The 25,509-nt window shown below is 61.5% G+C and carries 27 protein-coding genes; 7 read left to right on the top strand and 20 right to left on the bottom strand.

The features are described 5' to 3' along the window. The first annotated feature begins 34 nt into the window (after positions 1-34). The gene (locus tag DEALK_RS10085; RefSeq protein WP_165802759.1) at positions 35-325 is read left to right on the top strand and encodes a hypothetical protein; all 291 of its coding nucleotides are present in this window, start codon (positions 35-37) and stop codon (positions 323-325) included. A 1-nt stretch (position 326) separates the two neighbouring features. Here DEALK_RS10085 and DEALK_RS02400 read toward each other — a convergent pair whose 3' ends face one another. From DEALK_RS02400 to DEALK_RS02390, 3 genes are read right to left on the bottom strand one after another with little or no spacing between them, the layout of a single operon-like run. Further along, positions 327-1,361, bottom strand: a complete 1,035-nt coding sequence (locus DEALK_RS02400) for an FAD:protein FMN transferase (RefSeq protein WP_058438355.1) — start codon at positions 1,359-1,361, stop codon at positions 327-329. A gap of 24 nt (positions 1,362-1,385) precedes the next feature. Then, positions 1,386-3,200, bottom strand: a complete 1,815-nt coding sequence (locus DEALK_RS02395) for an FAD-dependent oxidoreductase (RefSeq protein WP_058438353.1) — start codon at positions 3,198-3,200, stop codon at positions 1,386-1,388. 22 nt (positions 3,201-3,222) lie between these two features. Next, entirely contained in the window at positions 3,223-4,416 is a 1,194-nt protein-coding gene (locus tag DEALK_RS02390; protein WP_058438351.1) for an FMN-binding protein, read from the bottom strand. Positions 4,417-4,818: 402 nt separating this feature from the next. Between DEALK_RS02390 and DEALK_RS02385 the strand changes: the two genes are divergently transcribed. Then, positions 4,819-6,411, top strand: coding sequence for a reductive dehalogenase (locus DEALK_RS02385; protein WP_058438350.1), 1,593 nt, complete (start codon positions 4,819-4,821; stop codon positions 6,409-6,411). A gap of 170 nt (positions 6,412-6,581) precedes the next feature. On the opposite strand, the gene DEALK_RS02380 is transcribed toward DEALK_RS02385, so the two are convergent. From DEALK_RS02380 to tatA, 5 genes are all read right to left on the bottom strand, one after another. Then, positions 6,582-7,802, bottom strand: coding sequence for a 4Fe-4S binding protein (locus DEALK_RS02380; RefSeq protein ID WP_186007571.1), 1,221 nt, complete (start codon positions 7,800-7,802; stop codon positions 6,582-6,584). A 145-nt stretch (positions 7,803-7,947) separates the two neighbouring features. Continuing rightward, positions 7,948-8,697: a twin-arginine translocase subunit TatC gene (gene tatC / locus DEALK_RS02375; RefSeq protein WP_058438348.1), complete on the bottom strand. Its 750-nt coding sequence runs from the start codon at positions 8,695-8,697 to the stop codon at positions 7,948-7,950. A gap of 28 nt (positions 8,698-8,725) precedes the next feature. Further along, positions 8,726-8,929 carry a twin-arginine translocase TatA/TatE family subunit gene (locus tag DEALK_RS02370; protein ID WP_058438347.1) on the bottom strand — a complete coding sequence of 68 codons (204 nt, stop codon included), beginning with the start codon at positions 8,927-8,929 and terminating at the stop codon, positions 8,726-8,728. Positions 8,930-8,981: 52 nt separating this feature from the next. Continuing rightward, positions 8,982-9,218, bottom strand: a complete 237-nt coding sequence (locus DEALK_RS02365; RefSeq protein ID WP_058438346.1) for a twin-arginine translocase TatA/TatE family subunit — start codon at positions 9,216-9,218, stop codon at positions 8,982-8,984. Between the two features lie 44 nt (positions 9,219-9,262). Further along, on the bottom strand, positions 9,263-9,592 hold the full coding sequence (gene tatA / locus DEALK_RS09600; protein ID WP_065128675.1) for a twin-arginine translocase TatA/TatE family subunit: 330 nt from the start codon (positions 9,590-9,592) through the stop codon (positions 9,263-9,265). 201 nt (positions 9,593-9,793) lie between these two features. Here tatA and folP point away from each other — a divergent pair, with 201 nt between their 5' ends. Both folP and queD read left to right on the top strand, forming a co-directional pair. Further along, on the top strand, positions 9,794-11,122 hold the full coding sequence (gene folP / locus DEALK_RS10350; protein WP_144437063.1) for a dihydropteroate synthase: 1,329 nt from the start codon (positions 9,794-9,796) through the stop codon (positions 11,120-11,122). A gap of 24 nt (positions 11,123-11,146) precedes the next feature. Next, positions 11,147-11,512 carry a 6-carboxytetrahydropterin synthase QueD gene (gene queD / locus DEALK_RS02350; protein ID WP_058438344.1) on the top strand — a complete coding sequence of 122 codons (366 nt, stop codon included), beginning with the start codon at positions 11,147-11,149 and terminating at the stop codon, positions 11,510-11,512. Between the two features lie 81 nt (positions 11,513-11,593). On the opposite strand, the gene DEALK_RS02345 is transcribed toward queD, so the two are convergent. The 6 genes from DEALK_RS02345 to radC all read right to left on the bottom strand — a co-directional run bounded on the left by DEALK_RS02345 (position 11,594) and on the right by radC (position 16,473). Continuing rightward, entirely contained in the window at positions 11,594-12,001 is a 408-nt protein-coding gene (locus DEALK_RS02345; RefSeq protein ID WP_058438342.1) for a Zn-ribbon domain-containing OB-fold protein, read from the bottom strand. A gap of 1 nt (position 12,002) precedes the next feature. Next, on the bottom strand, positions 12,003-13,181 hold the full coding sequence (locus DEALK_RS02340; RefSeq protein WP_058438340.1) for a thiolase C-terminal domain-containing protein: 1,179 nt from the start codon (positions 13,179-13,181) through the stop codon (positions 12,003-12,005). Between the two features lie 33 nt (positions 13,182-13,214). Then, the gene (locus DEALK_RS02335; protein ID WP_058438337.1) at positions 13,215-13,901 is read right to left on the bottom strand and encodes a glycerol-3-phosphate acyltransferase; all 687 of its coding nucleotides are present in this window, start codon (positions 13,899-13,901) and stop codon (positions 13,215-13,217) included. A gap of 31 nt (positions 13,902-13,932) precedes the next feature. After that, on the bottom strand, positions 13,933-14,766 hold the full coding sequence (locus DEALK_RS02330) for a PHP domain-containing protein (RefSeq protein WP_058438335.1): 834 nt from the start codon (positions 14,764-14,766) through the stop codon (positions 13,933-13,935). Positions 14,767-14,859: 93 nt separating this feature from the next. Beyond that, positions 14,860-15,630 (bottom strand): TIGR00282 family metallophosphoesterase, encoded by a 771-nt coding sequence (locus DEALK_RS02325; protein ID WP_058438334.1) that lies wholly within the window; start codon positions 15,628-15,630, stop codon positions 14,860-14,862. A gap of 114 nt (positions 15,631-15,744) precedes the next feature. Continuing rightward, entirely contained in the window at positions 15,745-16,473 is a 729-nt protein-coding gene (radC, locus tag DEALK_RS02320; protein WP_058438333.1) for a RadC family protein, read from the bottom strand. Between the two features lie 124 nt (positions 16,474-16,597). Between radC and DEALK_RS02315 the strand changes: the two genes are divergently transcribed. Genes DEALK_RS02315 through DEALK_RS02305 form a run of 3 tightly spaced genes read left to right on the top strand, consistent with a single transcriptional unit; the run spans position 16,598 to position 21,162 of the window. Then, complete coding sequence (locus tag DEALK_RS02315) at positions 16,598-20,242, top strand: DNA polymerase III subunit alpha (RefSeq protein WP_058440014.1); 3,645 nt, start codon at positions 16,598-16,600, stop codon at positions 20,240-20,242. After that, entirely contained in the window at positions 20,232-20,477 is a 246-nt protein-coding gene (locus tag DEALK_RS02310) for a putative signal transducing protein (protein ID WP_058438332.1), read from the top strand. Before DEALK_RS02315 ends, DEALK_RS02310 begins: the two co-directional genes overlap by 11 nt. Further along, complete coding sequence (locus DEALK_RS02305; RefSeq protein WP_058438331.1) at positions 20,470-21,162, top strand: TIGR01906 family membrane protein; 693 nt, start codon at positions 20,470-20,472, stop codon at positions 21,160-21,162. The genes DEALK_RS02310 and DEALK_RS02305 overlap by 8 nt, the downstream gene beginning before the upstream one ends. On the opposite strand, the gene DEALK_RS02300 is transcribed toward DEALK_RS02305, so the two are convergent. The 6 genes from DEALK_RS02300 to DEALK_RS02280 all read right to left on the bottom strand — a co-directional run bounded on the left by DEALK_RS02300 (position 21,159) and on the right by DEALK_RS02280 (position 25,508). After that, positions 21,159-21,947: a hypothetical protein gene (locus DEALK_RS02300; RefSeq protein ID WP_058438330.1), complete on the bottom strand. Its 789-nt coding sequence runs from the start codon at positions 21,945-21,947 to the stop codon at positions 21,159-21,161. The two genes, DEALK_RS02305 and DEALK_RS02300, sit on opposite strands and share 4 nt — an antisense overlap. Then, a complete protein-coding gene (gene thpR / locus DEALK_RS02295; protein ID WP_058438329.1) occupies positions 21,944-22,555 on the bottom strand; it encodes an RNA 2',3'-cyclic phosphodiesterase in 612 nt (203 codons plus the stop codon). Before thpR ends, DEALK_RS02300 begins: the two co-directional genes overlap by 4 nt. Further along, a complete protein-coding gene (locus DEALK_RS02290; RefSeq protein ID WP_058438327.1) occupies positions 22,552-23,391 on the bottom strand; it encodes an amidohydrolase family protein in 840 nt (279 codons plus the stop codon). The genes thpR and DEALK_RS02290 overlap by 4 nt, the downstream gene beginning before the upstream one ends. A gap of 122 nt (positions 23,392-23,513) precedes the next feature. Then, positions 23,514-23,597: a hypothetical protein gene (locus DEALK_RS10205; protein ID WP_240608339.1), complete on the bottom strand. Its 84-nt coding sequence runs from the start codon at positions 23,595-23,597 to the stop codon at positions 23,514-23,516. Between the two features lie 117 nt (positions 23,598-23,714). After that, positions 23,715-24,506, bottom strand: a complete 792-nt coding sequence (locus DEALK_RS02285; RefSeq protein WP_058438325.1) for an ABC transporter permease — start codon at positions 24,504-24,506, stop codon at positions 23,715-23,717. Continuing rightward, complete coding sequence (locus tag DEALK_RS02280; RefSeq protein ID WP_058440013.1) at positions 24,507-25,508, bottom strand: ATP-binding cassette domain-containing protein; 1,002 nt, start codon at positions 25,506-25,508, stop codon at positions 24,507-24,509. Between the last annotated feature and the right edge of the window lies 1 nt (position 25,509).

Here is a 25,509-nt window from a genome sequence, read left to right as displayed (position 1 = left end):
TTAAAAATCGACTGGCGGCACTGTTACGCCTGGCGTGGTCGTTGGGGGAGGCGTCGTCGGCGGGTTAGTGCTGGCTGGCGGCGGAGTGGACACCGGCGGCGCGGTCGTCGTCGCCGGAGGCGGGGTGGTGGTGGGAGGCCGGGTGGTTGTAGCCGGGGGGCGGGTAGTCGTTGGAGTCGGCGGTGAGAAGGTAGCGGTCGGTTCAGGATTTAAAGCCACGCTGACGCTGAACACCAGGCTGATGACAGCGGCGCCTATTATCGGGGAGGTTACTAACAGGCTTTTAATTAAAGTGCTGTCTGCCATGGCCACTTCCCCCTTTTAATTCAGGACGCGGCTGCCCTGGCCAGGTTATAGAAACCGCTGGTAAAATGTCTCTTCATGTTTTTATCGATCAGCAGCGCCTGAACTCCCGGCAGTTTTTCAAACAGCGCCAGCGAGTCGGAAACGCCGAGCACCATGGCGGCGGTGGCCATAGCATCGGCGTAGGTTGTGTCAGGCCCGATGACCGTGGCCGAGGCCACCTCTCTGGGTGAGTGCCCGATCCGGGGATCTATAATATGATGCCAGGAATAATCAGGGGTGAAGGCGTTTTCATAATCCCCGGATGTCGCCAGGCAGTCGTTGGAGGTCGAAAAAACCTCATAGTAGCCGGCCATAGCCCTGGGATGGGTCAGGCCGATCTTCCAGGGCTGGCCGTCCTCCCTCATGCCCCGGAGGGCCATATCGCCGCCGGCCTCAACCAGTACCTGGGTCAAGCCGCGGGCGCGCAGCAGGGCGGCAGCCTGGTCGACGACAAAGCCCTTGGCGATGCCGTCAAGGGTGATGCCCATGCCCGGCGCCGCCAGCGATACGCGGCGGCCGTTAATCTCTATCAAAGAGTACCCCACCTTCTCTCTGGCTGCCTGAATGTCGCGCTCGACGGGCGGGCCGCCGCCGTCGGCGAAACTCATGGCGTACAGATCGAGCAGGGGCAGCACGGAGACATCGAAGGCTCCGCCGGTGATTTCGGCGAAGGTGCCTGCTTTCTGCACCACGCCCAGCAGTTCCGGAGAGGCCGATTCGATGAATCCGGCGCGGTTGAGGATTGAAAGCTCGCTGGCCGGGTCATGGCGCGACAGGATGGCCGAGAGCCGTTCGATTTCGGCGAAAGCATCGGAGATGGCCGCTTTGGCCGGAGCCTCTTCGGTTTCGATGATTTTTATGCTGATGAAGGTGCCCAGGAGAGCCCTGGTTTCGCTGACCTCCCGGGCGGCGCCGGCTTGAATCAGTTCCCTGACGCCGAGACCGCCCAGGGCGATCACCCCGGCGCCGACGGCGCTGAGGCGTATAAAATCCCGTCGGGAAAGCGGCTTGTTCATATTTGTTCCTTTGACATCGGCTGACTACTCAAACGCCTTGAGCAACACCACGGCGGCGATCAGCACCGCTCCGGCGGCAACCAGTATAGTAAGCACATACGCCAGGGGTCTGCGGCGGGCAGCCTGTTCTTTGGTTTCGGCTTCTTCGGCGCGTTTCCTGGTTGAGGCATAGCCGCCGCCGGGTACGATGGCATTCCACATGCAGCTCTCGATGCAGCGGCCGCAGAAAACGCAGGCGCGGGCATCCAGCTGGTAATCGCTCAGATCGTAGCAGAGGTCGCATTTCAAGCAGCGGGCGGCATCTGCCATTGCCGGCCCGGCGGTCAATGTCTGTTCCGAGGCGGCCAGCGAACCGTCGGCAATGCGCACGTGCTTGACTTCAACCGGTGACGGCTGTCGCCTTTTCACCTCCCGGATCGGGGTTAGCGCCCTTGGAGATTCCGGCGGAGCCAGCGACTGGTCCAGGTTGCCGTCGCCGCCCAGGTATTTATCCGCCATGGATGCCGCCCAGCGGCCGGCGGCGATTGATTCTATCACTGAGCGCTGCTCGTTCACGGCGTCGCCGATGGCAAAAACGCCGTTCCGGCAGACCTCAAGGTCGCCGGCAGGCCGGTCGCCGGTTTTGCCCAGGGCCGAGATCACTTTGTCAGCCGGGTAATGCTCTTCGGTGCCCGGCAGCGGGTCCCAGTGGAGCTGGCCGTCCCGGTCGTATCCGAAAGCCCGGATCTTCTGGCCCGTCACGCCGGTGACTTTGCCATTTTCACTGGTGACACGATAAAACAGCGACGAGGAATGGACGACGACGCCTTCGGCCAGCGCCTCATCGACTTCCCACGAATCGGCTTCCCGGTCGCCGATATGCTCCTGGCCGAATATATGGACTTCTTTGGCGCCGGCGCGGGCCGCGGCCAGCGCAATTCGGAAAGCCAGGCTGCCGCCGCCGAGGATGTTTATGCGCCGGGCTAATTTGGCGGGTCTGCCGATCTCCAGAATCTGCGGCAAATCGGCGTCCATTATACCTTCGCCATCAATGACGCCTTCGTCGCCGGAGCCAGGAATGGGCAGTTTCAAAGACTTGCCCCAGCCGAGGACGCCGATGGCCAGCACCGCGGTGTCGAAGCCCTGCTTGAAGAGGTTTTCAACCGAATCGACGCGGCTTCCGGTGCGGATGTCCACGCCGAGGCTTTCGATAATCTCGATTTCCTGGCGCATCACCGTCTTGGGCAGCTGGTATTCGGGAATGCTGGAAAGCATCTTGCCGCCCTTGTCCGGCAGGGCTTCAAAGACGGTGACTTTATGACCGAGCAGCGTCAGAAAATAGGCGGCTGACAGGCCGGCCGGGCCGGAGCCGATGACCGCGGCCTGTTTACCGGTTGGCGGGGCGATTTTCAGGTTTTTCCGCCACAGGCCTTTATCGTTTTCAGCGGCGATGCGCTTCAAGGCCCGGATCTGGAGGGAGCCTTCATATTCGTCGCGCTGGCATCTGGACTCGCATGGGCGTTTGCAGATATGCCCCAGCACGTAAGGGAACGGCGCCCGCTCCCGAATCACCGCCGCGGCTTCATCATACTTGCCTTCGGCGATGAAACGGACGTACCGGGAGACGTCGAGGCCGGCGGGGCACGCCTGGGAGCAGGGAGCGGCGCGCAGACGCTTTTTAAGAGTGTCGGTACGGCTGACGGTGATGGCCTCCACCGGGCAGGCGCGGCTGCAGCGGGCGCAGGCGGTGCACTTGACCTCGGACCACTTGAACTCTTCGTTGGCGCCGAAGTTTTTGAGCCTGCGTCCAACAGCCTCAGCCGGGACTACCGGGACGTTTTTTCTGTCATTTTTAGCCAATTTTACTCCGTCCTCCCCGGGATCAGCGGGCGGTGAACCGTCCGATGGCGTTGACCGTCCAGGTGCGGATTTTAAGCACGATATCCATGGTGGCGCCTACCGGGCACAGGAAATGACACCAGAAGTCATAGATAAACAGGCTGACGCCCAGGGTGGCGATCACCAGCAGCCACTGCGACAGATTGCCTTCCAGGCTGAAAACGGTATTCCAGGGTTCGATGACCGAAATCTGCGGCTGGCGGGAGATGAAAACAAACATCACCAGCGCCCAGAGAATGATGTAACGGGTATTGCGTAAAAGCAGCTGGCGCCGGGAGATCGGCCGCACCTGGCTGCCGCCCAGGAAATGGGCGCCTTCCTGCAGGGCGCAGTACGGGCAGACCCAGAAGCACCAGAAATTCTTGCCGAATATGGCGGCCAGACCCAAGATGCCGAAGACCATGACGTACAGCAGCGGGTTGGTGGCCGGCGAAGGGGCGAACCCGATGGGGAAGACGAGGAAGTTAATCAGCGACAGCATCGCCGAGAGCCAGATGCCGAAAAACACCAACCCGTAAACCAGCATGACATAGCGCGGCCAGCGTTTTTGCCGCAGCCCCGGCACCATCCTGAAGATGACCACCAGTGCCAGTCCCAGCAGCAGGACGATCTCAGGGGCGCCGAGTTGGATTGGCTGCTTGGGGCCGACAAACGGCTGGCCGAGGTGTTCCGCCAGCAGCAGGCGGCCTTCATAAACGCCCTCGGCGACGCCGTGGGAGGAGCGGGTGGCCCCGGAGGCGGCGTTGATGTCCTCGTCGAGTGTGAACGGGTCAAGAAACTCCCGCCCGATATATTGAGTAAAATACTGGGCGGTGTAAAGGCGGTTGTACCAGGCCGGGGTTTCCTCATGCTGGGGAACCTGGATATTGGTGATTTTACCATCCAGAGTCCAAGCAACCAGAACGATGATCGGCCCGCCGTAGCCCTGCCCTTCTCCGGCGGTGACGTAGCCGATTGGACCGGCGCCGTTAGCAGCCGAGTACAGGTACTGCCCGTCAGCGGCTTTGCTGGTGATGAGCTCAAAGCTGGCGGCTTCCGGCATCACCTCCGGCAGATAGCTGTCAACATCGGTCTTGATGTTAAGCTGGCCGAAAGTCCAGGCTCCCAGCAGACTGACGACGGCACCGATAATAAGGACTTTTTTACCGTGGAGCTGCCAGAAACTGCCCTGTGTCAATTCGGCCCTCGCTTCCTTGCCCAGCCGCCACCGCCCATAGTTAAGGTTATTATTTCTAATGCAAAATCTTGTGTCGGCAGATTATAAATCCGGCGGGATGCGGTGTCAACACCTCGAAGAATAAAGATGAATGATTAGTACCAGTTGGATATTCAAACACTGGAATATTTAGGGCGGTACCCACAATTCTTAATGAAAAATACGCATAAATGCTTACTGGTACTAATACCAAGGTACGATGTTTTTTAAAGAATTATTAGTCATACTGGTGGAAGTTAACAACCTATAACCGGAGGTTAGGAATAATTGCTAAGGGAGGTAAGAACCGAAGAAGAAAAGAATGGGAACTCGAAGGTGACCTCAAATTAGTGGATTGATACAAAATACACAAAAGGAGTAAGAATGAGCAAGTTCCATGGTACCCTGAGTCGCCGCGAATTCATGAAGGGTCTCGGCATTGCCGGCGCCGGGCTGGGAGCCGCCAGTCTGGCAGCGCCTGCGTTCAACGATTTAGATGAATTGATTGCATCAAAACCGGGACCTATCCACAATTTCCCTTGGTGGGTCAAGGAGCGTGCACAATATGACATGACCGCAGATCACGACTATAGCAAACTGACTCGGACTGACCAACGTCATATGATTCAATGCTCCTGGCAAGGAACCCCCGAGGTTAAAGCATGGTTAGATGATCGTGATGGCGCTGGAACGGCCGACCGGTTCGCAAAAGAGAAAGCCGAATATGATAAACAGGGGTTAACGCAGCCTAAAGGCTGGGGTGGTATCCGGAATATGGCTTACCGGGGCACTTTTGGCTATGCCAGTTCGCAAGATTCACCCAATGGATTCCTGCCCCCTGTAGTAACGACTCCTGATAAAAGGGGTATTCCACGTTGGGAGGGCACACCTGAAGAAAACGCCCAGATGATTAAAGCCGGTTTACTTCTGAATGGAGCATGTGACGTCGCATTTCACGAGCTTGACGACACAATGAGCAAGTTTATCTTCTCCCACGACTTCCATGATGGCAAACCGTATCTCTGGGAAGATGTACCTGTCGGTTATGAGACAGGCGAGACCGGGACTTCTAAGTCGCCCCGCGCAGGGAAGAGGGTATTACCTAACAAAGCCAAATGGGCGATTAACTATACTCTCCAAATGAGCAATGACTCTATCAACAACAACTTCTCCGACCGACGTTATGGGCATGGTAGGATTATTCAGCGGCAACTTCAGGGTTGGATATCTGGATTGGGTTATTTGGCGCATGGCCCTCTTGACTACACCAACAACTTCTCCGAAAACGTCGCCTTTGCTGTCTTGGGTGGTATTAGTGAGGTTGGTCGTTGGTACTCCTCCATCTCGCCTGTGTTCGGGTCCTCACTTGGAGTTGCGGCTACAATCGTTACCGATCTACCGCTAGCACCGACCAATCCTATTGAAGCGGGTATTCACAAATTCTGTTTTGATTGTATGAAATGCGCCGAGATGTGTCCCGGCAGCGCCATCAGCCGCATGGGTGATCCCACTGGCCCCATCGTTAGAGACCCAACTTGGGAAGCTATCGGGCCTTGGAACCGGTGGATGGGGCGGTCAGCTTTCGATGCGAAACACCCGGAACTAGCGAAAGTGAACAAAAACGAATATCAGAGTATTAATGAACCTGGCTTCATGAAGCACTGGTGGTTCTCCCCTGCCGACTGTAATCTATCTGTGGCTATCAATAAATGCGGCTCCTTCGCCTGTGGTTCCCGCTGTGTTTTCGCAAATGGAACTGAGTCCGTCATTCATGAAGTAATCAAGACCACTGTCGCGAATACCTCACTGTTCAATGGTTTCTTCAAGGACATGGATGGTGTCTTCGGGTATCCTAAATTTGATTATGGTATCGACGGCCCAGATGTTCAAGAAAACTTGGATGCTTTCTGGAGTAATCAATCGAAAACTCCGATTTATGGTATTAATACTTTGCGAGGTGGCGGTCGCAAGATTTAGAACCAGTTAGCTCTTTTTATTGGAGGACCTGCCCAGTGGGCAGGTCCTCTGTTCTAACAGCCTTTTATCGAAACAATTCGGCCTACACGAGCTCGCGTCCTACTCCAGCGCCGCCAGCTTGCTGAAAATCACCGCCAGCGCCATCAGCGCGCCGATGAAAACCATAACGGTTACGAAGGCGTCGGCGCGTTTTTGAGATCTTCCCTTTTGATCCGTCCCGGCCATAGTCCGATGATCCCCTTGCGAATTTTTATCACCAGTTCCAGAACCGCCCCCACCGGGCACAGGTAATGACACCAGAAGTTGTAGATAAACACCGCCGAAACCAGGGCCAAAACCATCAGTACCCACTGGTCGGGGGTGCCCTTGAAGCTGAAAAGGACATTCCACGGTTCAAACACCGAAACCGACGGGTTGCGCATAGCCAGCACCAGGAACAGCGCCACGAACAGCAGCGCGAACCGGGTATTTTTGAGCCGTTTGAATAAGCCCGGATTGGGACGAACTTTGCCCCGGAACGTCAGATGGATCAGTTCCTGGACGGCGACGTAGGGGCAAAGCCAGAAGCAGTAGTAGTTTTTACCGAATAGAGCCGCCAGGCCGATGAAGCCGAAAACGACGATATAAATGACGAAGAACGTTTGCAGGTGCGGCGAGTAGCCGATCAGCCAGGCGGCGATATTGGTCAGCGACAGCGGGATAGACAACCAGACACCGAGCACGGCGAAGCCGTACATCAACGTGAAAACCCTCGGCCAGTTGTGGCGGCGGATGCCCGGCAGCGTCCGGACGGCCACTACTCCCAGCAAGCCCGCGCCGACCAGGATTTCCGGCCAGCCGATGCGGATGGGATCCGGCGGCCCGTCGTAAGGCTGGCCCAGGTATTCCGCCAGCGCCAGCCGCCCGGTGCGCACGCCGATGGAGACGCCGTTGCAGGATACGGTCGAACCCGTCATGGCGTCGATGTCTTCGAACAACTGAATGGGTTCGGTAAAGCTGCGCCCGACGTACTGGCCGAAGAAATCCCTCTTTACCAGGACGTTCCACCACGGCAGGTCTTCATGATGGTCCGGGACACTAACCGCGGTAATCACGCCGTCGGTGGTCCAGGCGACCAGGACATGCATCGGGCCGCCGTAGCCGGGCCCTTCGGCGGCGGTGATGTAACCGGTGGCGGTCCCTGAAGCGTCGGCGGTCTGGTAAACCACGGTGGTGCCGGAAGACCGGACGATGTTGAAAGCAGCGGCCTCCGGCGCCAGTTCCGGGAGGAAATTTTCATACCCGGCAAGACCCTGGCTGGCCCGACCGTAAGCGGCGGCGCCCAAAAGCAGCGCCAAAGCTAAACCGAAGATGATCCGGGAACGGTGCCGCCGGAAGAAATTATCCGGCACCATGACTCCAGGCGGCCCTGCCGGCCGGCATCATCCGGCGGCGCCCGGATTCAATTGAAGAGGGAGACATAATTCATTCATCAGTAACAGGCGCTTACCCTAAAGAACGGGCATCATTATATGCCTGCCGACGAAGGGCGGCAACTCAGGCGACGGCCGGTACCGATGACGGTTTGCGCCGGCCGATGAGCCTGGTCAGCCAGATGCTGATTTCGTAGAGGACAATCAGCGGCGCGGCGATGAGCGACTGGGTGATGGGGTCCAGCGTCGGGGTGATGAAGGCGGAGATGACGAAGGCCAGTACAAACCAGATCTTGCGTTTGCCGGCCAGCCACTTCGAGGTGACGATGCCGGCAACAGACAGGGCGCCCAGGATGACCGGCATTTCGAAGGCCAGGCCGATGGCCACCAGCAGCCGCAGCACCAGGTCGATGTAGGTGCTGATGCGGGGGGCGACATTAACCACGTCGCTGCCGAACTCGAAGAGGAATTGAATGGTGATAGGCAGGGCCAGGAAGTAAGCGAAGGCTACCCCGGCCAGGAACAGGCCGACGATGAATGGAAAGCCAACGAGAATAGCCCGCTTCTCACGCGGGGTGAAGGCGGGCATCAGGAAGGCGAAAAATTGGTACAGCAGCCAGGGCATGGACAGCACCAGGCCGGCGGTCAAGGCCGTCCGGAAATAAACGCTCAAGTACTCCAGCGTGTCAATGGCCTGCACATTGGGCCGGAGGGTGTCGGGGACGGGGGCCAGCAGGATTTCGATAATTTGATCGCCGAAGAACATGGCGATGAGAGTGCCGGCGACGATGCCCAGGATGGAGCGGAGGAAGCGCTGCCGCATCTCGGTGAAGTGTTCGGTGATGGGCAGGCGTTTTTCGTTAGCGTTGATCATGCGGTCTCAGTAAAATCCTCGGCGAAGACTATTTTTTGGTCGGCGGTTTGGTCGGCGAGCTGTCGATGGCCTTGGTGAACTCCTTGGTCATCTCGCCGGTGATTTTACGGAAGCTGCGCAGGAATTCGCCGGCTTTGCGGGCGAATTCAGGTATCTTGTTAGGCCCGAAAATGAGGGTGGCAATCACGAGGATCGTGATGATCTCGAAAGTGCCCATGCCGAAGAAATTCATTCAGCCACCTTGCTTGTCAGAGTATTGTAAGTACTGGCTCGCCGCATCCGGGTCAACCGGATTTGGCGGAACTTTTTTGTTCGGCAACCCGCCGCTTGACCTCCACGGCCGTCGCGCCGTCCGACAGGGTTTTTATCACTTTGGTCTTCTTGTCATCCCCGCCGACCGCCTGGCGCAGTTGTTTGACGCCTTTGCCCAGGTTCCGGCCCAGTGACGGCGCGAACGCCGCTCCGGTAATGATTAAAACAATGGCGATGATGATAATGATTTCCAGTGGTCCGAATCTCATATGATTGCCTTTACACTACCTTTGCCGCGGCGGGCCCGTGGCGCCTATTTGGCTTTGGAAGCAGTCTTGCCTGACTGTTCAGCCTGCCACTTCTTGAAGGCTTCCAGATCTTCCTCGCTGACTTTGGCCGGCTCGTCCATAGCGCCGGTTTCAGACTTGGGCGCCTCGGCGGCGCTTTGTTCCGCTTTAGGCTCGGTCTTATTCTCTTCTTTTTCCTTGGCGGCTTCTTCACTGTCTTCGGAGACGCCCTGCTTGAAAGACTTTAGACCTTCGCCGAGCGATTTGCCGATCTGCGGCAGCTTGCCGACACCGAAGATCAGAAGCACGATCACCAGAATGATTACCAGTTCCAACGGGCCGAGTCTGAAGGGCATGGCTACCTCCTTGAACTAAAAAAGGTTAAAAAGACACATGTAAATAGATGATACTCCGAGGTTGCGGAGTTGTCAATTGCTACTAGACATAAAGTGTCAAGAAATTAGCAAACTATTACTCCGAGTGCTAATTTGGAGTTCAAAACGCCTCGTCCCGGCCGATCGCTTGCCCGCGGTCAGCCGCATGGCTATCATTATGAGGTGAGCTTCAACATTCCGCTGGCGCAGCCTACCCGCATCGGCAGCCGGACGTTCCGCTGGGGGCGCCGCACCTATGTCATGGGCATCCTGAACGTCACCCCGGACTCATTCTCCGGCGACGGCCTGGGCGGCGACATCGGGGCCGCCATCGCTCAGGCTGAGCGCATGGCGGCCGAGGGCGCCGACATCATCGACGTCGGCGGCGAGTCCACCCGCCCCGGGGCTCCGGAGGTCTCCGCCGCCGAAGAAATCTCGCGGGTCGTCCCGGTCATCGAGCGCCTGAAGGCGGCGATCGACCTCCCCGTCAGTATCGACAGCTATAAAGCCGAGGTCGCCGAGGCGGCGGTCACGGCCGGCGCCTCGCTCCTCAACGACGTCTGGGGCCTGAAGCGCGATGCCCGCCTGGCCGATGTCGCCGCCCGCCGCGGGCTGCCCATCGTGATTTCGAGTTCGCAGCGCGATGCTCCCGCCGCTGACATTATGACCGCCGTCCTCGACAGCCTGCGCTGGGCTATCGGCCGGGCCGCTGAAGCCGGCGTCGCCCGCGAGAACATCATTCTCGATCCGGGCTTCGGCTTCGGCAAGACGGTCGAACAGAACGTCGAGGCGCTGCGGCGCCTGGATGAACTCAGGGCGTTCGGCAGACCGGTACTCCTCGGCACGTCACGCAAATCCACCATCGGCAAGGTGCTGGGCGACGCGCCGCCTCAAGAACGGCTTTTCGGCACGGTGGCGACGACGGCCATCGGAATAATGAACGGCGCCGACATCGTCCGCGTCCACGATGTCAAAGAGAACGTTCAGGCGGCCAGGATGGCCGACGCCGTGGCCCGGGGCGTTACCGTCTATCTCGGTCTCGGATCCAATTTGGGCGACAGGAAGCGGAATCTGGCGCTTGCCGCAGAAGCTGTCAGCCGGGATCTGCATGTCAATCAGCTTTCGCCGGTTTATGAGACCGAGCCGTGGAATGTGGCGCCGCAGCCGAGGTTTCTGAATATGGCGATAGAAGCGCAGACAACGCTCTCGCCATCCGATCTGCTAGATTATGTAAAGAATCTCGAGCGTATGCTCGGCCGCGCCGCCGCCGGTCCCGGCCAGCCGCGGGTTATCGACATCGACATCCTGCTGTACGGCGATCAGGTCCTGGATACCCCGGCGCTTACCCTTCCCCATCCCCGCCTGGCGCAGCGGGCGTTCAACCTGGTGCCTCTTAACGACCTGGATCCTGAATTAAAACACCCGGCGACCGGGCGGACCGCGGCCGAGATGCTGTCTGCTCTGGGTCAGATTCGGGGCGTGGCGCCATACCCGGAAAATACTCCGGATTGACCCGGAGAAAGCCGAGGCCTGAATATGTATATTGTCGCCGTCGAAAGCCACTTTGACGCCGCCCACTACCTCCGGGGCTACCAGGGCAAATGCGAAAACCTCCACGGCCACCGGTACCGGGTGGCGGTGAAGCTGTCGTCGAAGGAATTGGACTCCGTCGGCTTAGCCTGCGACTTCGGCGACGTCAAGTCGGCTTTAAAGCCGATACTCGCCCGCTACGACCACAGCCTGCTGAACGATGTGCCGCCGTTTAACAAGATCAATCCCTCGGCGGAGAACATCGCCCGGACGATCTATGAGGAAATCAAGCCCGAGATCGGCGGCGCGTCGCTGAAGGCGGTTACCGTCTGGGAGTCGCCGGAGTCTTCCGCCGAGTACACCGAGGACTAACAGGAGCCGTTCGCGGCGAGCCTGTCATTCCGTTCACCCCTTCGGCAGGCTCAGGGTGAACGGGCCGAATTTTGAGAATTTTTACTCGACGAGCCTAAACGCCGGGTAGGCCGCGTCTCCGGCGGAATACTTGTCGCCTTTGAAAATGCCGTGCCCCACGGTCACCGGCTGGCCGATGATGCTCATGGTGAGCTTATCCGGGCAGGCTGTTTCAATCCGGCCGACAAGATACGGCCCTTCATCAAGGGCGACCAGCGCCAGGGCGTAGGGCAGTTCCTGGTCACGGCCTTCAGCCGCCACGAAGAGGGTGGTATAGCTGGCGATCTTCCCCTTGCCCGAAAGCTGGATGACCTCGAGGTCGGTGCTGGCGCAGCGCGGGCAAACGCCCCGCGGTGGGCAGAGGATGCCCCCGCAGCCGCATTTAAGTCCCATCAGCTTCCCTTCACGGAGAGCGGCGTCGAAATCGCTGTTTGTTAACTTTATTGTCATCTCACCAGCCCCTCTTGAAGATCAGGCTGACCATGGTGCCGCCGTCGCCGCCCAGAGTATCGGTCATGCCGATTCTGGCCTCCGGCACCTGCCGCTCCGGCTCGACCTCGCCCCTGAGCTGGCGGACGACCTCATAAACCTGGGCGGCCCCGGTGGCGCCGATGGGGTGGCCTTTGCTCTTGAGGCCGCCGGACGGGTTGATGGCCACCTTGCCGCCGATGTCCGCCTCGCCCTTGAGCCACGCCTCGCCGGCTTTACCCTGCTCGAAAAAGCCCAGGCCTTCGGCGGCGATGATGCCGGCGATGGAGAAGCAGTCGTGCAGCTCGCAGACGTCGATATCGGCCGGAGTTATGCCGGCCATCGCATAAGCCTGCCGGGCCGACAGTTCCCGCGCCTTGAGCCTGGGGAGATAGGCTCCCTGCGAAGCCAGCGGACCCGAGGACGCCTGTCCGGCGCCGGCGATGAAGACCGGCCGCGGCGACAGTGTCTTCGCCGCCTCTTCCGAGGCAACGACAACGGCCGCCGCGCCGTCGGAGAAAGGGCAGCAGTCATGGAGCTGGATGGGCGTGGCCACAGTGAAGCTTTTCAGCACGTCGGGGATGGTGACCGATTTCTTGAGGTGGGCCTTCGGATTGAACATCCCATGGTTGTAAGACTGCACCGACACCTGCGCCATCTGCTCTTTCAGCTTTTCGATCGGCAAGCCGTAGACCGCGGCGTAGCGGTGGGCCAAAAGGGCGAAAACGCCGGGAAAGGTCATCCCGGCCGGGAACTCGTACCTGGAGTCCGAGAACATGGCGAAGGTGCGGGTGGCCAGTGGGGTACCCAAGCTGGCAGCCCTTTCGACGCCGCCGGCGATGACGATGTCGTAGACGCCGGCGGCCACCAGCAGGAAGGCGTCGCGGATGGCCACCGATGCCGAGGCGCAGGCGCCGTCGTAGCGGTTGGCGGGCACGTTCCAGGCGCCGATGTAGTCGGCGATGAAGGCCGGGGTCATTCCCTGGCCTTCGGCGAAGTCGCCCAGGGCGTTGCCGACGAACAGCGCCTGGACGGATTTCGATTCAATATGGGCGTCGGCCAGCGCCTCGAAGGCGGCTTCGGCGAACAACTCGGACAGGCTTTTTCCCTGGGCGCCGGAGAACCTGGTCTGCCCGACGCCGATGACGGCTACTTTACGCATACTACCCCGTCGCTGATTCTATTTTCGGGTTTTCTAACTGAAAGCCTTCCCGGCATTCTCCGTCCTTGACAGCCACAGCTTGCGGTTGCGGATGTCCCGGTCGAAGACCAGGCGGTTCAACAGGACTTCGCTCATCGAAAGGTCCTTGGCCAGATCGCTGCGGCCGCCGGCCAGCAGACGGCGGATATAAGCCAGCAGAGTGAGGGCGCAAAAGCCCGCAGCCATCGTCCCGGGCTCGGTAATGTCGAAGAAATCGGCCAGGTAGTAGGCCAGGAAAGGCAGCAGCAGCAAGCCGATGAATACGCCGAGTGAAAGCTGCTTGAACGGGGCGAACGAAAAAGCGATGACCGCTGCCGCCAGCCCCAGCAGCGGCGAGAAAGCCAGGATGACGCCCAGGCTGGTCAGGATGCCCCGCCCGCCGCGAAAGCCCAGGAAGACCGGCCAGTTGTGTCCGGCCACCGCAGCCAGGCCAACGGCGAACTGGTAGGGGATGTCCAGGCCGGACCAGCGGGCTATCAGCACCGCCAGAATGCCCTTGCCCAGGTCGAAAATGAGCACTGGTATCGTCCAGCGCTTGGAGGTGGCGGCCAGCACGTTGGAACTGCCGACGTTGCCGGAGCCGTGCTTTCTCAAATCAACGCCGCGGGCCCATTTTGCCACCAGGTAGGCCAACGGTATGCTGCCGACCAGGTAAGCCCCTATCAGAAGCAGAATAAACATTAGCTCAATCTCCCTGACGATACGCCGACGGTCACCCGGCCTGCCGCCGCGAGATCAGGCCCTCGACCGCCGCCAGCGGCACCGGCTGGCCGCCGATCATCGTTTCGGTGGCCGGGTCCAGGCCGTGATAGTCGGTGCCTCCGGTAGCCACCAGTCCCAGGCGGTCGGCCAGCATTTTCAACCGCTCAACTTCCCAGTCCTTGAAGCTGGAGTAGAAAACCTCGATGCCGGCCAGTCCCGCCGGGATCAGTTCCTCGATGAGTTTCTCATAGCCGGGCAGGGTCAGCGGGTGGGCCATCACCGGCACGCCGCCGACGGAGCGGATTAGGGCGACCGCTTCGGCCGGGGCCAGCTTGATGCGTTCAACATAACCCGGCCCGCCGCGTGAGATGTATTTGTCGAAGGCCTCGCCGATATAGCTGATGTAACCCTTCTCTACCATGGCCTGGGCGATGTGCGGCCGGCCGATGACGGCCTCGCCGGCGATCTCCTTGACCCTTTCCCAGTCCAGCGGCATGCCCAGCTCTCCCAGCCTTTCGACGATGGCCTGGCCGCGGTCCTCGCGAGAGGCTCTCATAATGGTCAGCCGGCGCTTGAGCTCCGGGTTCTGCCAGTCGATGAAATAACCGAGAATATGGACGTCGCCGGCGGCTACATCGGTGGACATTTCCACCCCGGGGATGACGGTCAGCCCGGGGAAATTCTCCGCCTCGGCCAGGGCTTCGGCGATGCCGTCGATGGAATCATGGTCGGTCAGGGCCATATACTTTAGCTTCAAATAGCCCGCCTTGCGCACCACCTGGGCGGGGGTGAGGACGCCGTCGGAGGCTGTCGAATGGAGGTGCAGGTCGACGCGGCTAACCACTCTTCCTCCAACCTTCCTCTCCTTCGACGGGAGAGGGAATGAAGGTGAGGGCGCAATCCCGACACGGCCTCGCGAGGTTGCTTTGAACGTCAATCATATCGCTGCTTCCCGGTCGACTCTCTCGATGGCGATGGCCCTGCCGTTTGAATCGGTGGTGATGAGCACCGAATTGAAGGTGATTCGCGCCCCTTTGGCCACCGACAGCCGCTGGTGCAGGCCGGTCAGGAAGCGGGACAGCACTTCGTCCTTGTCATCGCCGATGATGGAGTGCCACGGCCCGACCATACCGATATCGGAGACGCAGGCGGTGCCGCCGGGCAGGACGCGGGCGTCGACGGTGCCGACGTGGGTGTGGGTGCCGACCACGGCGGACACTTTGCCGTCCAGGTGCCAGCCCATGGCCTGCTTCTCCGAGGTGGCCTCGGCGTGGAAGTCAACGATGATGTGGCCCGGCTTCCTGTCAAGGCTTGACAGGAGGGCATCCATGGCGCGGAAGGGGCAGTCAATGGTATTGATAAAGGTCCGGCCCATCAGGCTGACCACCATCACCCCCTTGACGGTGACGAATCCCTTGCCCGGCACTCCCGGCGGGTAGTTCAATGGCCGCAGCACCGGGGCGGAGCCTTCCAGCATCGGGTAAATCTCCTGCTGCGCCCAGATATGGTTGCCGGAGGTGATGACGTCGACGCCGCAGGAAAATAGTTCCTCGGCGGTCTCCGGGGTCAGCCCCTTGCCGCCGGCGGCGTTCTCGCCGTTGGCGATGACGAAGTCTATCCCCAGCCCCAGCTTCAAGGCCGGCAGCAGTTCTTTGACCGCCCGCCGCCCGGGCTTGCCGATGATATCGCCGATGGCCAGAATCTTCATGAGTCCTTAAAAACGCCCTCTACGGATAGTATCCGAAAACGCTCTATTATGCCACTCATTGGGCAAGCGTTCAATTATTCGGCCCCTCTCCCCCTGTTACAAAGGAGGAGGCAGTTACCGCCGACCCCGCAGCCCCTGGAACTCCGCAACATAGCGGTCGAAAATGCCTTCGGCGGCCATGCTGTAGTGCTTGTCGCCGCCGACGATGATGTGGTCCAACGCGCGGATGCCCACCGCCGAGGCCGCCAGCACCAGGTCGCGGGTGATGTCACGGTCCTGAGGGCTGGGGGTCGTCGACCCTGACGGGTGGTTGTGGACGAAGATCATAGCCGCCGCCTGCCGCTTGAGCGCCCCCTCGATGACCTCCCGCACCCACACCGCGGAAGCGTTGACCGTGCCGTGGAACATGTCGGCCGCCTCGATGACGCGGTTCTGGTTGTCCAGGTAGATGACCTTGAAGACCTCTTTTTTAAGGCCGCCCATCGAGGCGTTCAGGTAGTCCAGCACCTGCTCCGGCGCGCCGACGCAGGGCTCGCCGACGGCTTTCTCTTTCAGTAATTCCCGAGAGACCTCGGCGATGAGGCGGATGGCGACGCAGTTATTGGGCCCGATGCCCGGGACCTGCTGTAATTCCTCGGGCGATGCCTCAAGGACGCCCCGGAGTGTCTTGAAACGCTTGAGGGCTTCCTTGGCGGCTGGTTTGCAGTCGCTGCGGGGCTGGCCGAGGGTCAGCAGCAGTTCAACGGCCTCGTAGTCGGCCAGGGCGGATAGGCCGCCCTTTTTGAACCGTTCCCGCAGCCGGCCGCGGTGGCCGTCGCCGCGGCTGTTTTTATCGTCGCCCATAGCTGCGGAACTTATACCACTTTTTGTACGCGGCAACAAAATTTTTAGACCGCGGAAGCTGGAGATCTGCCCGTCGGGCGGGACGCGTCCCGCCGCCGATGGTATAATGGGCGCCGAGTTTCCGATGTTTACCCACCTTCACGTTCATACCGAATTCAGCCTGCTGGACGGCATGTGCCGCGTCAAGGATCTGGTGGCGCGGGCCAAAGAGCTGGGCATGACCGCCCTCGGGATCACCGACCACGGCGCCATGTACGGCGCCTTGAAGTTCTATAAAGAGTGCAAAGCCCAGGGCATCAAGCCCATCATCGGCTGCGAGATCTATGTCGCCCCCGGTTCCCGGCTGGATAAAACAGCGGCGGACAAGAACCACCGCCACCTGGTGCTGCTGGCCAGGAACAAGGCCGGCTACCAGAACCTGCTGCAGCTGGTGTCCATCGCCAACACCGAAGGCTACTATTACAAGCCGCGGGTGGACAAAGAAGTTTTAGCCAGATACCGCGAGGGGCTCATCGCCCTGTCCGCCTGTCCCTCAGGCGAGGTGCCGCGGCTCATCCTGGAGAACCGCATCGACGAAGCCCGGAAGGCGGCCGCCTGGTACCGCGACAACTTCAGCGGGGATTTTTACTTCGAGATCCAGCGGCATCCCATGCCGGAGTTCGACCGGATCAATTCAGCTCTCCTGAAGCTTTCGAAAGAGCTCGGCATCCCGGTTGTCGCCACCGGCGATATCCACTATCTCAACCGCGAGGACGCCGTAACCCACGATCTGCTGCTGTGCATCGGCACCAGCACCACGGTGCAGGATACCTCCCGGATGAGGATGCAGGCTGACTCTTTTTATCTTAAAACCGAAGCCGAGATGGCCGAACTGTACCGGGATTTACCGGAAGCCCTGTCCAACACGCAGAAGATCGCCGACGCCTGCGACCTGTCGCTCGACTTCGGCCGGCTGCACCTGCCGCAGATAGACCGCCCGGCGGGGATGTCGTCCTTCGAATACCTGACCGATCTTTGCCGGAAGGCCCTGCCGAAGTATTATCCCAATCCATCGGCGGCGGTCCAGGACAGGCTCGCCTATGAGCTGGAGGTCATCGACAAGACCCAGTTCGCCGATTACTTCCTGGTGGTCTGGGATATCATCCGCTTCGTCAAGGAGCGGAATATCTACTACGGCGTTCGGGGCTCGGCCGCCGCCTCCATCGTCCTCCGCTGTCTCGGCATCACCGAGGTCGACCCGCTGGAGTATTCCCTGGTCTTCGAGCGCTTCCTGAACATCGAGCGCAAGGAGATGCCGGATATCGACATGGATTTCCAGGACGATCGGCGCGAGGAGGTCATCGAATACGTTTCAGCCAAGTACGGGCCGGACCACGTGGCCCAGATCATCACCTTCGGCACGCTGGGCGCCCGGGCGGCCATCCGCGACGTCGGCCGCGCCCTGGGCATGAATCTCCCCGATGTCGACCGGGTAGCCCGCATGGTGCCCTTCGGCCCCAACATGACCCTGGAAAAGGCCCTCGACGAGACCGCTGAACTGCGCGAAGCCGTTCAGAGCGATGGTGCGGTGCAGAAGCTCATCGATACTGCCAGGCAGGTTTCCGGGCTGTCCCGCCACGCCAGCACCCACGCCGCCGGGGTGGTCATCTCCAAGGAGCCGCTGGCGCTCCACGCCCCGCTGCAGCGCCTCAACCGCGAGGGCGCCGGCGGCGGCAAGGTCGAGCTGGTGATGACCCAGTATCCCATGGAGGACATCGCGCTCATCGGCCTGCTGAAGATGGACTTCCTGGGCCTGGCCAATCTGACTATCCTGTCGCGGGCCCAGGACATCATCAGGGAGCGGCGCGGCGTGCCGCTGGACGTGCACCGGATCCCGCTCGATGATAAGAAAACCTTCAGCCTGCTGGCCGCCGGCGAGACGATGGGCGTTTTCCAGCTTGAAGGCGTCGGCATGCGGCGCTATATCCGTGACCTGAAACCCTCCCACTTCACCGATATCGCCGCCATGGTAGCCCTGTACCGCCCCGGCCCGATGGAGCAGATACCCCGCTTCATCAGAAGCAAACACGGCCTGGAACCGATCAGCTACCCGCACCCGGACCTCGAGCCGATCCTCAGAGAAACCTACGGCGTCATCGTCTACCAGGAGCAGGTGCTGTTCATCGCCCAAAAATTCTCCGGCTATTCGCTGGGCCAGGCCGATATCCTCAGGAAGGCCATGGGCAAGAAGAACGCCGAGGTGATGCAGAAGCAGAAGCAGAACTTCATCACCGGCGCGGTCAAGAACGGCTACACCGAGGCTGTGGCCGAGGAGATTTTCGCCCTCATCGAACCTTTCGCCGGGTACGCCTTCAACAAGGCCCACGCCGTATCCTATGCCCTCATCGCCTACCAGACGGCTTATCTCAAGGCCAATTACCCGGTGGAGTACATGACCGCCTTCCTGGCGACCCAGCGGGACGATGCCGAAAAAGTGGCGGCGGCCGCCGCCGAGAGCCGCCGCCTGGGCATCGAGCTTCGCGGCCCGGACGTCAACGCCTCAGAGGTCAATTTCACCATCGAATCGGGCGATGGCGGAGACGCCATCCGCTTCGGCCTGGCGGCGGTCAAGAATGTCGGCGAAGCGGCCGTCATCCCCATCGTCGAGGAGCGCCGCCGCAACGGCCCCTTCCGCTCGCTCGAGGATTTTTGCCGCCGCGCCGACGCCGCCTGCATGAACCGGCGGGTGATGGAGAGCCTGATCAAGGTCGGCGCCTTCGACCCCCTGGGCAGCCGGGCGACCCTCCTCCACAACGTCGGGCGCATTATCGATTTCGCCGCCCGCGAACTCCGGATCCGCCAATCGGGCCAGGGCACCCTGTTCGACCTCTTCGGCGGCGTCGCCGAGATGCCGGCGGCGCCCCTGGAGATGGAAGCCTCGGCGGTGTCCCAGAAGGAATTGATGGCCTGGGAGAAGGACCTGCTGGGCGTCTACCTGTCGGCCCATCCGTTCAGCCAGTTTGCCGGCAGCATCGGGCGGGACACCACCGCCCTGTGCGGCGAGATTTCCGACGAGCTTGACGGCCAGCTGGTAACCCTGGCCGGCATGGTAGCGGCGGCCAGGACATCGGTCACCCGGGACGGCAACACCTTCGCCACGGTGGAGTTGGAAGACCTCAACGGCCGGACCGAGATCGTCGCCTGGCCGAAGCTGTACGCCCAGACCAAAGAATTCTGGCAGGAGGGCAATGTCCTCCTTGTGGAGGGCAAGGTTTCTTTCCGCGGCGACCGCGGCTCGGTGCACGCCGACGCGGTGCGGCTGTATCAGCCAAACGCCGAAGGCGATTCAGTTGAAGCCGGCCAGATGGTGCGGGTGAAGCCGCCCGGCGGCAACGGTTTCCACGGCCGCCCGGGCTTTCCGCCCAAGGCAGGGCCGCCCTTCCACCCGCCGCCTAAAGCGGCGGCCCGGCCGGCAGCAGCCGCCGCCCCCGAGGCCGAGACCAAAAAAGTAATCGAGAAGGATAAACCGCCTATTATGCCCCGCCGCCTGATCGTTAACCTGACCCAGACCGAAAACGCCGATGCCGACCTGGGCCTTTTCAACCGGCTGATGGATATCCTGGCCGTCTATCCCGGCCCGGAAAGCATCAGCCTGCAGATCGCCTGCCCCGACCGGCTGTATCACCTGAAGCTGTCCAACCTGAAGGTAACCTGCAATAACGACCTGATGGCCGAGATCGAGACCCTGCTGGGACCCGGTTCGGCCAGGTGCGAAAACAATGGACATTAAATGGGCCGCCGCGGCTTCGGCGCCCAATGAATTCGCCGCTACCCTGTGGCGGGATATCCTGATCGATGCCGGCATACCGGCTTTCGTCCGGGAGTCGGAAGCGGCGACTTTTCTGGTCGCCTCGGCCATCCTGCCGGCCAGCGTCATGGTGCCGGAAGACCGCTTGGAAGAGGCCAAAAGGCTGCTGGAAGAGATCGAGCCGGCCGACGAGCAGCCTGAAAATCCGGATGAATAAACTCGGCCGGCTGGCTCTCAGGGCGGCGGCCTGGGGCCTGGTGCCGGCGGTGCCGCTGTTAATCACCGGCGCCGTCATCGCCTTCGCCGTCAATTTCCAGCCGCTGTACGAGTACGGCTTCGACCGCTACGACGTCGGCCGGACTACGGGGTTATCAGAAGCCGAACTATCGAAGGCGGCCCGGGGCCTCATCGATTACTTCAACTCCGGCGCCGAGTTCATCGACCTCACCGTCGAAAAAGACGGCCGCCCGTTCGCCCTGTTCAACGACCGGGAGATCGTCCACCTCTATGACGTCAAAGGACTGATCCGGCTCGATTACTGGGTTTTAGCTTTGAGCCTGGCTTATGCCGCAGCCGTGTCGGCCATCATGGTCCGGCGCCGCGAGCCGCAGCGGCTGGCGGCGCCGCTTTTCTGGGGCGGAATGCTGGCGCTCGGGATCGTCATCTCCAGGGCGGTCATCGCCATCGTCGATTTCGACGCCTTCTTCGTCCAGTTCCACATGGTCAGCTTCGTCAACGACTTCTGGCTGTTGAATCCGGCCACTGACTATCTGATCATGCTGTTTCCCGGCGGCTTCTGGCGCGACGCCATGGTCTTCGTCGATGTCATCATCCTGTCGCTGACCGCGGCGGTCACCGTCGTTGCCTGGCGCCATGTCAGGGTCGGTTCCGTCAGAAGCTAAGCCTGCGCCGCGCGGAACAGGAAAATGAGACGGCAGTTAAGCTCCAGGTCCTCTTTCGGGCGCCCGGTGTAGCTTACGGCCGCGGCCGGTTTGGACAGGCGGCTGTCATATCCCGCCTGCGGGCATTCCGACCGCAGCAGTTCGGCTGTTTTCCGCAGGTTGACCGTCGAAGACCCGGCAATGCCGCCGCCGAGGAAAGCGAAGCTTTTTAACGCGTCCCGGCTGACGGCAACCGGCGGCGCCCGGGGCGAAGCCTCGTAAAGGCGGATGAAGGGCTCGGCGGTGACCGACTCGGAACTTGAGGTCTCGGTCCGGGTGCGCCAGATCGGGATGCCCCCGGCGAGAATCGTCGCGCCCGGGGAAAACCGGGTTTTCTGGACCGCGGTCTCGACTCTTTCGGCGCGGCGGCCGACGCCTTCGATAATGAGAAACACCTTCTCTTTTTCCATCACCCGCCGCAGCCCGGCGTCCCCGGTAAAAACCAGTTCCCCGGCGGTAAAATCAATCTCCCTGGCCATGAAAACCGGCTGTTGGCATTTGAGCGACAGGTCATCAAATGCCAGCGCCGTCAAGCCGGCGGCGCGGAGATGCCCGGCGACGGCCTCCGCCCGGGTAAAATTGTCGAAATGGGCGATGAGCTTCGGGACTCTGCCGGCCAGCAGCAGCCGGGCGTCACAGGGCGCCCGGTCCAGGACCGCCGCCGCCCGGGCGATGAGTTCCGGATTCAAATCCGGCGGCGGCTCAATAGCGACGTGCCCCGAACCGGCTGCCGCGGAGGTATTCATTGCCCCCGCCGCTTGCCGGGCCCGGCCAGGGGGAAAGAGGCCAGCCGGCGGTATTCGGCGCCCCGGGGCAGCAGGGTACTCTGCATCAGGCTGACCTCAACGACGGGGATCTTCAAGCCTGGCTCGAATGTCGTGGCGGCCAGCTTTTTGGCCAGCGCCAGCCGCGCTTCCGGGGCAACGTCATCGCGCAGGCGGGCCAGGGTAAGGTGGGGTGAAAAAGCCCTGTTTTCAGCCGGGAAATCCAGCACCGACACTCTGGCTTCAACTGCCCGCTGCAGCTCGGCCAGACGATCCAGGCCGCCGGACAGGCCGCACCAGACGACGTTCATCCGCCGCAGGTTGGGGAAAGCGCCAAGCCCGGAAAGCCCCAGTTCGAAGGCGGGGACCGCCTCGACAGCCGCGGCCAGCGCCGCCCCAACGGCTTCGATCTTGCCCGGCGCCGCCTGACCCAGGAATTTGAGCGTCAGGTGAATGCCGCCGGGGGACACCCATTTGATACCCGCCGCCGGCTCCACGGCCAGGCCGCGCTGCAGAGCCGCGAGTTCCTGTTTAACCGCTTCCGGCAGCTCGATGGCGATGAAGGCGCGGATTGAAAGCGCTTCAGTCATTCCAGCCCCAGCAGGGCGGCGGCATTGCCGCCCAGGATGGCGTTGAGCGTCTGGGTCGACAGATTAAGCGCCTTCAACTCATCCAGGCAGCGACGCTGGCCCAAGAGCGGCCAGTCCGAGCCGAAAAGGATTCTGTTCTCCCCGACCAGATCGGCGGCGCGTTCGTATACCTCCGGCCGGTAAAGGTAGGGCGTGGCGGCGCTGTCGAACCAGGTGTTTTTGAGCGCCGCCCCGACCTCCGGCATCAGGGCGTAGAACGGTAAGCCGCCGCCCCAGTGGGCCAGCGCCAGCTTCAAGTCCGGGTTGGCGGCGATGAAGGGGTAGAGCACGCCGGGCGTCACGGCGCCCTTGCCGGGATAGGCGTAGCCGGCCGGCTCGTCGGCGTGCAGCAGCAGCACCAGGTTATTCCCGGCCACGGTTTCGACGAAGGGTTTGATGACTCGATCATCGCCGAGACCGAAACCCTGGACATCCGGCCGCAATTCGCCGACACCGCGGGCGCCCGCGGCGGCGCAGCGCTCGATCTCACCGAGGGCTTTCGTCCCGGCCAGCGGCTGGACGGCGATGAAGGGGATGAGCCGGGCGGGGAATCTGGCGGCCGCTTCCAGCAGGTAGTCGTTGGTGCGGACGCACAGGTCATGAGAAGCCCAGCCGATGTTCTGGATGACGGCTTTATTGACGCCGGATGCGTCCATTTCGGAGATAAGATCATCGGCGGCGGCCAGGCGGGCTTTGTGACTGGAGTACAGCAGCCGGAAGCAGGGATCGGACAGGTATTTATCCCGCGCGGCAATAAGCGGCGGCGGGAAGATGTGGCTGTGGAAATCAATGATCACGCCTGGATTGTAACAACCGCCGGCCGGTGCCGCAACGGCAACCGGGCCCGGCCGGAGGATTACTTCTCCCTGGCGACCATGACATCGGTGGACTTGACGATGGCGGTCACCGCGGCGCCGAACTATAAATCCATCGAGGCGGCGGAGGTGCGGGAGATCAAGCTGACGATCTCCATGCCATTTACATCGATGATGACCTCAGCCATGACCGCGCCCAGTTTGAGGCTCTTGATTTTGCCTTCGAATTGGTTGCGCGCGCTGATCATCGATGGCTCACCCCCCGGATAATATTTGTGCTGTCCGGCACAGCTGAACCCCAAGTCTCAGTCCCGGCGGCCGAAGGACAGCGCCGCCAGACTGATGAAGACCAAACCGATGCCGGCGATGATCACCAGGTCCTGACTGAAGCTGAGGCTCCTGCCGAACAGGCGGACGCCGAAGGCGGCGGCGGCCTCGCTGCCCAGCAGCAGGTGGCGGACGGCATCTACGCCGTAGGTCAGGGGGTTGATTTTGGCCAGGGCGGCCAGCCAGCCCGGCACGTTGTTGAGCGGGAAGAACGCCCCGGAGGCGAACATGGTGGGGAAGACCACCAGTTGGGTGGCCATCTGGAAGCCCGACATGCTGCGCATGCCGGAAGCGATGAGCAGCCCCAGCCCGGAGATCGACAGCGAAATGAGTATCAGCACCGGCATCAGCTGCGCCACGGCGCCGAGGCTCAGCTCCACGCCGACTATCGGCGCCAGGATGAGCAGGATCATGCCCTGGAACAGCGCGATGACCGCCGTCCCCAGCGCCTTGCCGAAGACGATGCCGTGGCGGGGCAGCGGCGCCACCAGCACCTCCTTCAGGAAGCCGAACTCGCGGTCCCAGACAATGGAGAGGCCGCTCTGGAGGGATGTCTGGAAGGCGATCAGGGCGACGATGCCGGGGTACATGAACTGCAGGAAATCGACGCCGGGCATCAGCGCGCCGATGGTGCGCGAGAAGCCCGAACCGAGGACGAACAGGAACAGCACCGGCATGGCGAAGGAGGAGAAAACGCGCGCCCCGTCCGAATAGAAGCGGATGAGCTCCCGGTAGGCGGTGACCCAAACGGCGCGGAACAGCCCGGCCATCTAGCGCCGCCTCGACGACGCCCAGGCGTTATGCCGCAGGCGCATGTTGTCCATCGAGTTCAATTCTTCCGCCCGGATCTCCCGGCCGGTGTATTTCAGGAAGACGTCGTCCAGCGTCGGCCGGCGCAGCGACACCCCCTGGATCTGGCCGGAGAAATTTTTGATCAGTTCCGGCAGGAAAGCCTCGCCGTTAGCCACCGAAAAGTGGACATGCCCGTCCTGGACGTGGCCTTCGATGCCGTGCTTCTGCCTGATTTCCTCAATGGCGGCGGCGTTGTCGGTCGTCCGAAGGGTGACGACGTCGCCGCCGACGGCGTCCTTGAGGCGCCGCGGCGTATCCAGGGCGATGATTTTGCCGTGATCGATGATGCCGATGCGGTCGCAGTTGAGGTCGGCTTCGTCCATGTAGTGGGTGGTCATGAAGATGGTGATGCCGATCTGCCGGCGCAGCTGGTGAATATAGCTCCAGATCTTGTTGCGGGTCTGCGGGTCGAGGCCGATGGTCGGCTCGTCGAGGAACAGCACCCTGGGGTGGTGCAGCAGCCCCCGGGCGATCTCCAGGCGGCGGCGCATGCCCCCGGAATAGGTGCGGGTGCGGTCTCTGCGCCTAGGCCAGAGTTCCACCATCTCCATGAGCGACTGCAGGCGCTCTTCACGCACCGCGGCCGGGACGCCGTAGGCGTAGGCGTGAAAGCGCAGGTTCTGTTCGGCGCTCATATAGTCGTCCAGGGTGGTGTCCTGGAATACCAGCCCGATGGAGGAGCGCACCTGGTCGGTCTGGCCGGCGACGTCGTAGCCGTTGACCGCCGCCCGGCCGGAGGTGGGTTTCAGCAGGGTACACAGCATGTTGATGGTGGTGGTCTTGCCGGCGCCGTTGGGGCCGAGGAAGCCGAAAACCTCGCCCTGCCTCACCTCGAAGGACACGCGGTCCACGGCGGTCAGGTTCTTGAATTTCCGGGTGAGTTCCTTGACTTCGATGATGTTGCCGGTGTTTTCAGGCATG

The organism is Dehalogenimonas alkenigignens (assembly GCF_001466665.1).
Classification (GTDB): Bacteria; Chloroflexota; Dehalococcoidia; order Dehalococcoidales; family Dehalococcoidaceae; genus Dehalogenimonas; species Dehalogenimonas alkenigignens.
This window is presented reverse-complemented; position numbering and strand designations above follow the sequence as displayed.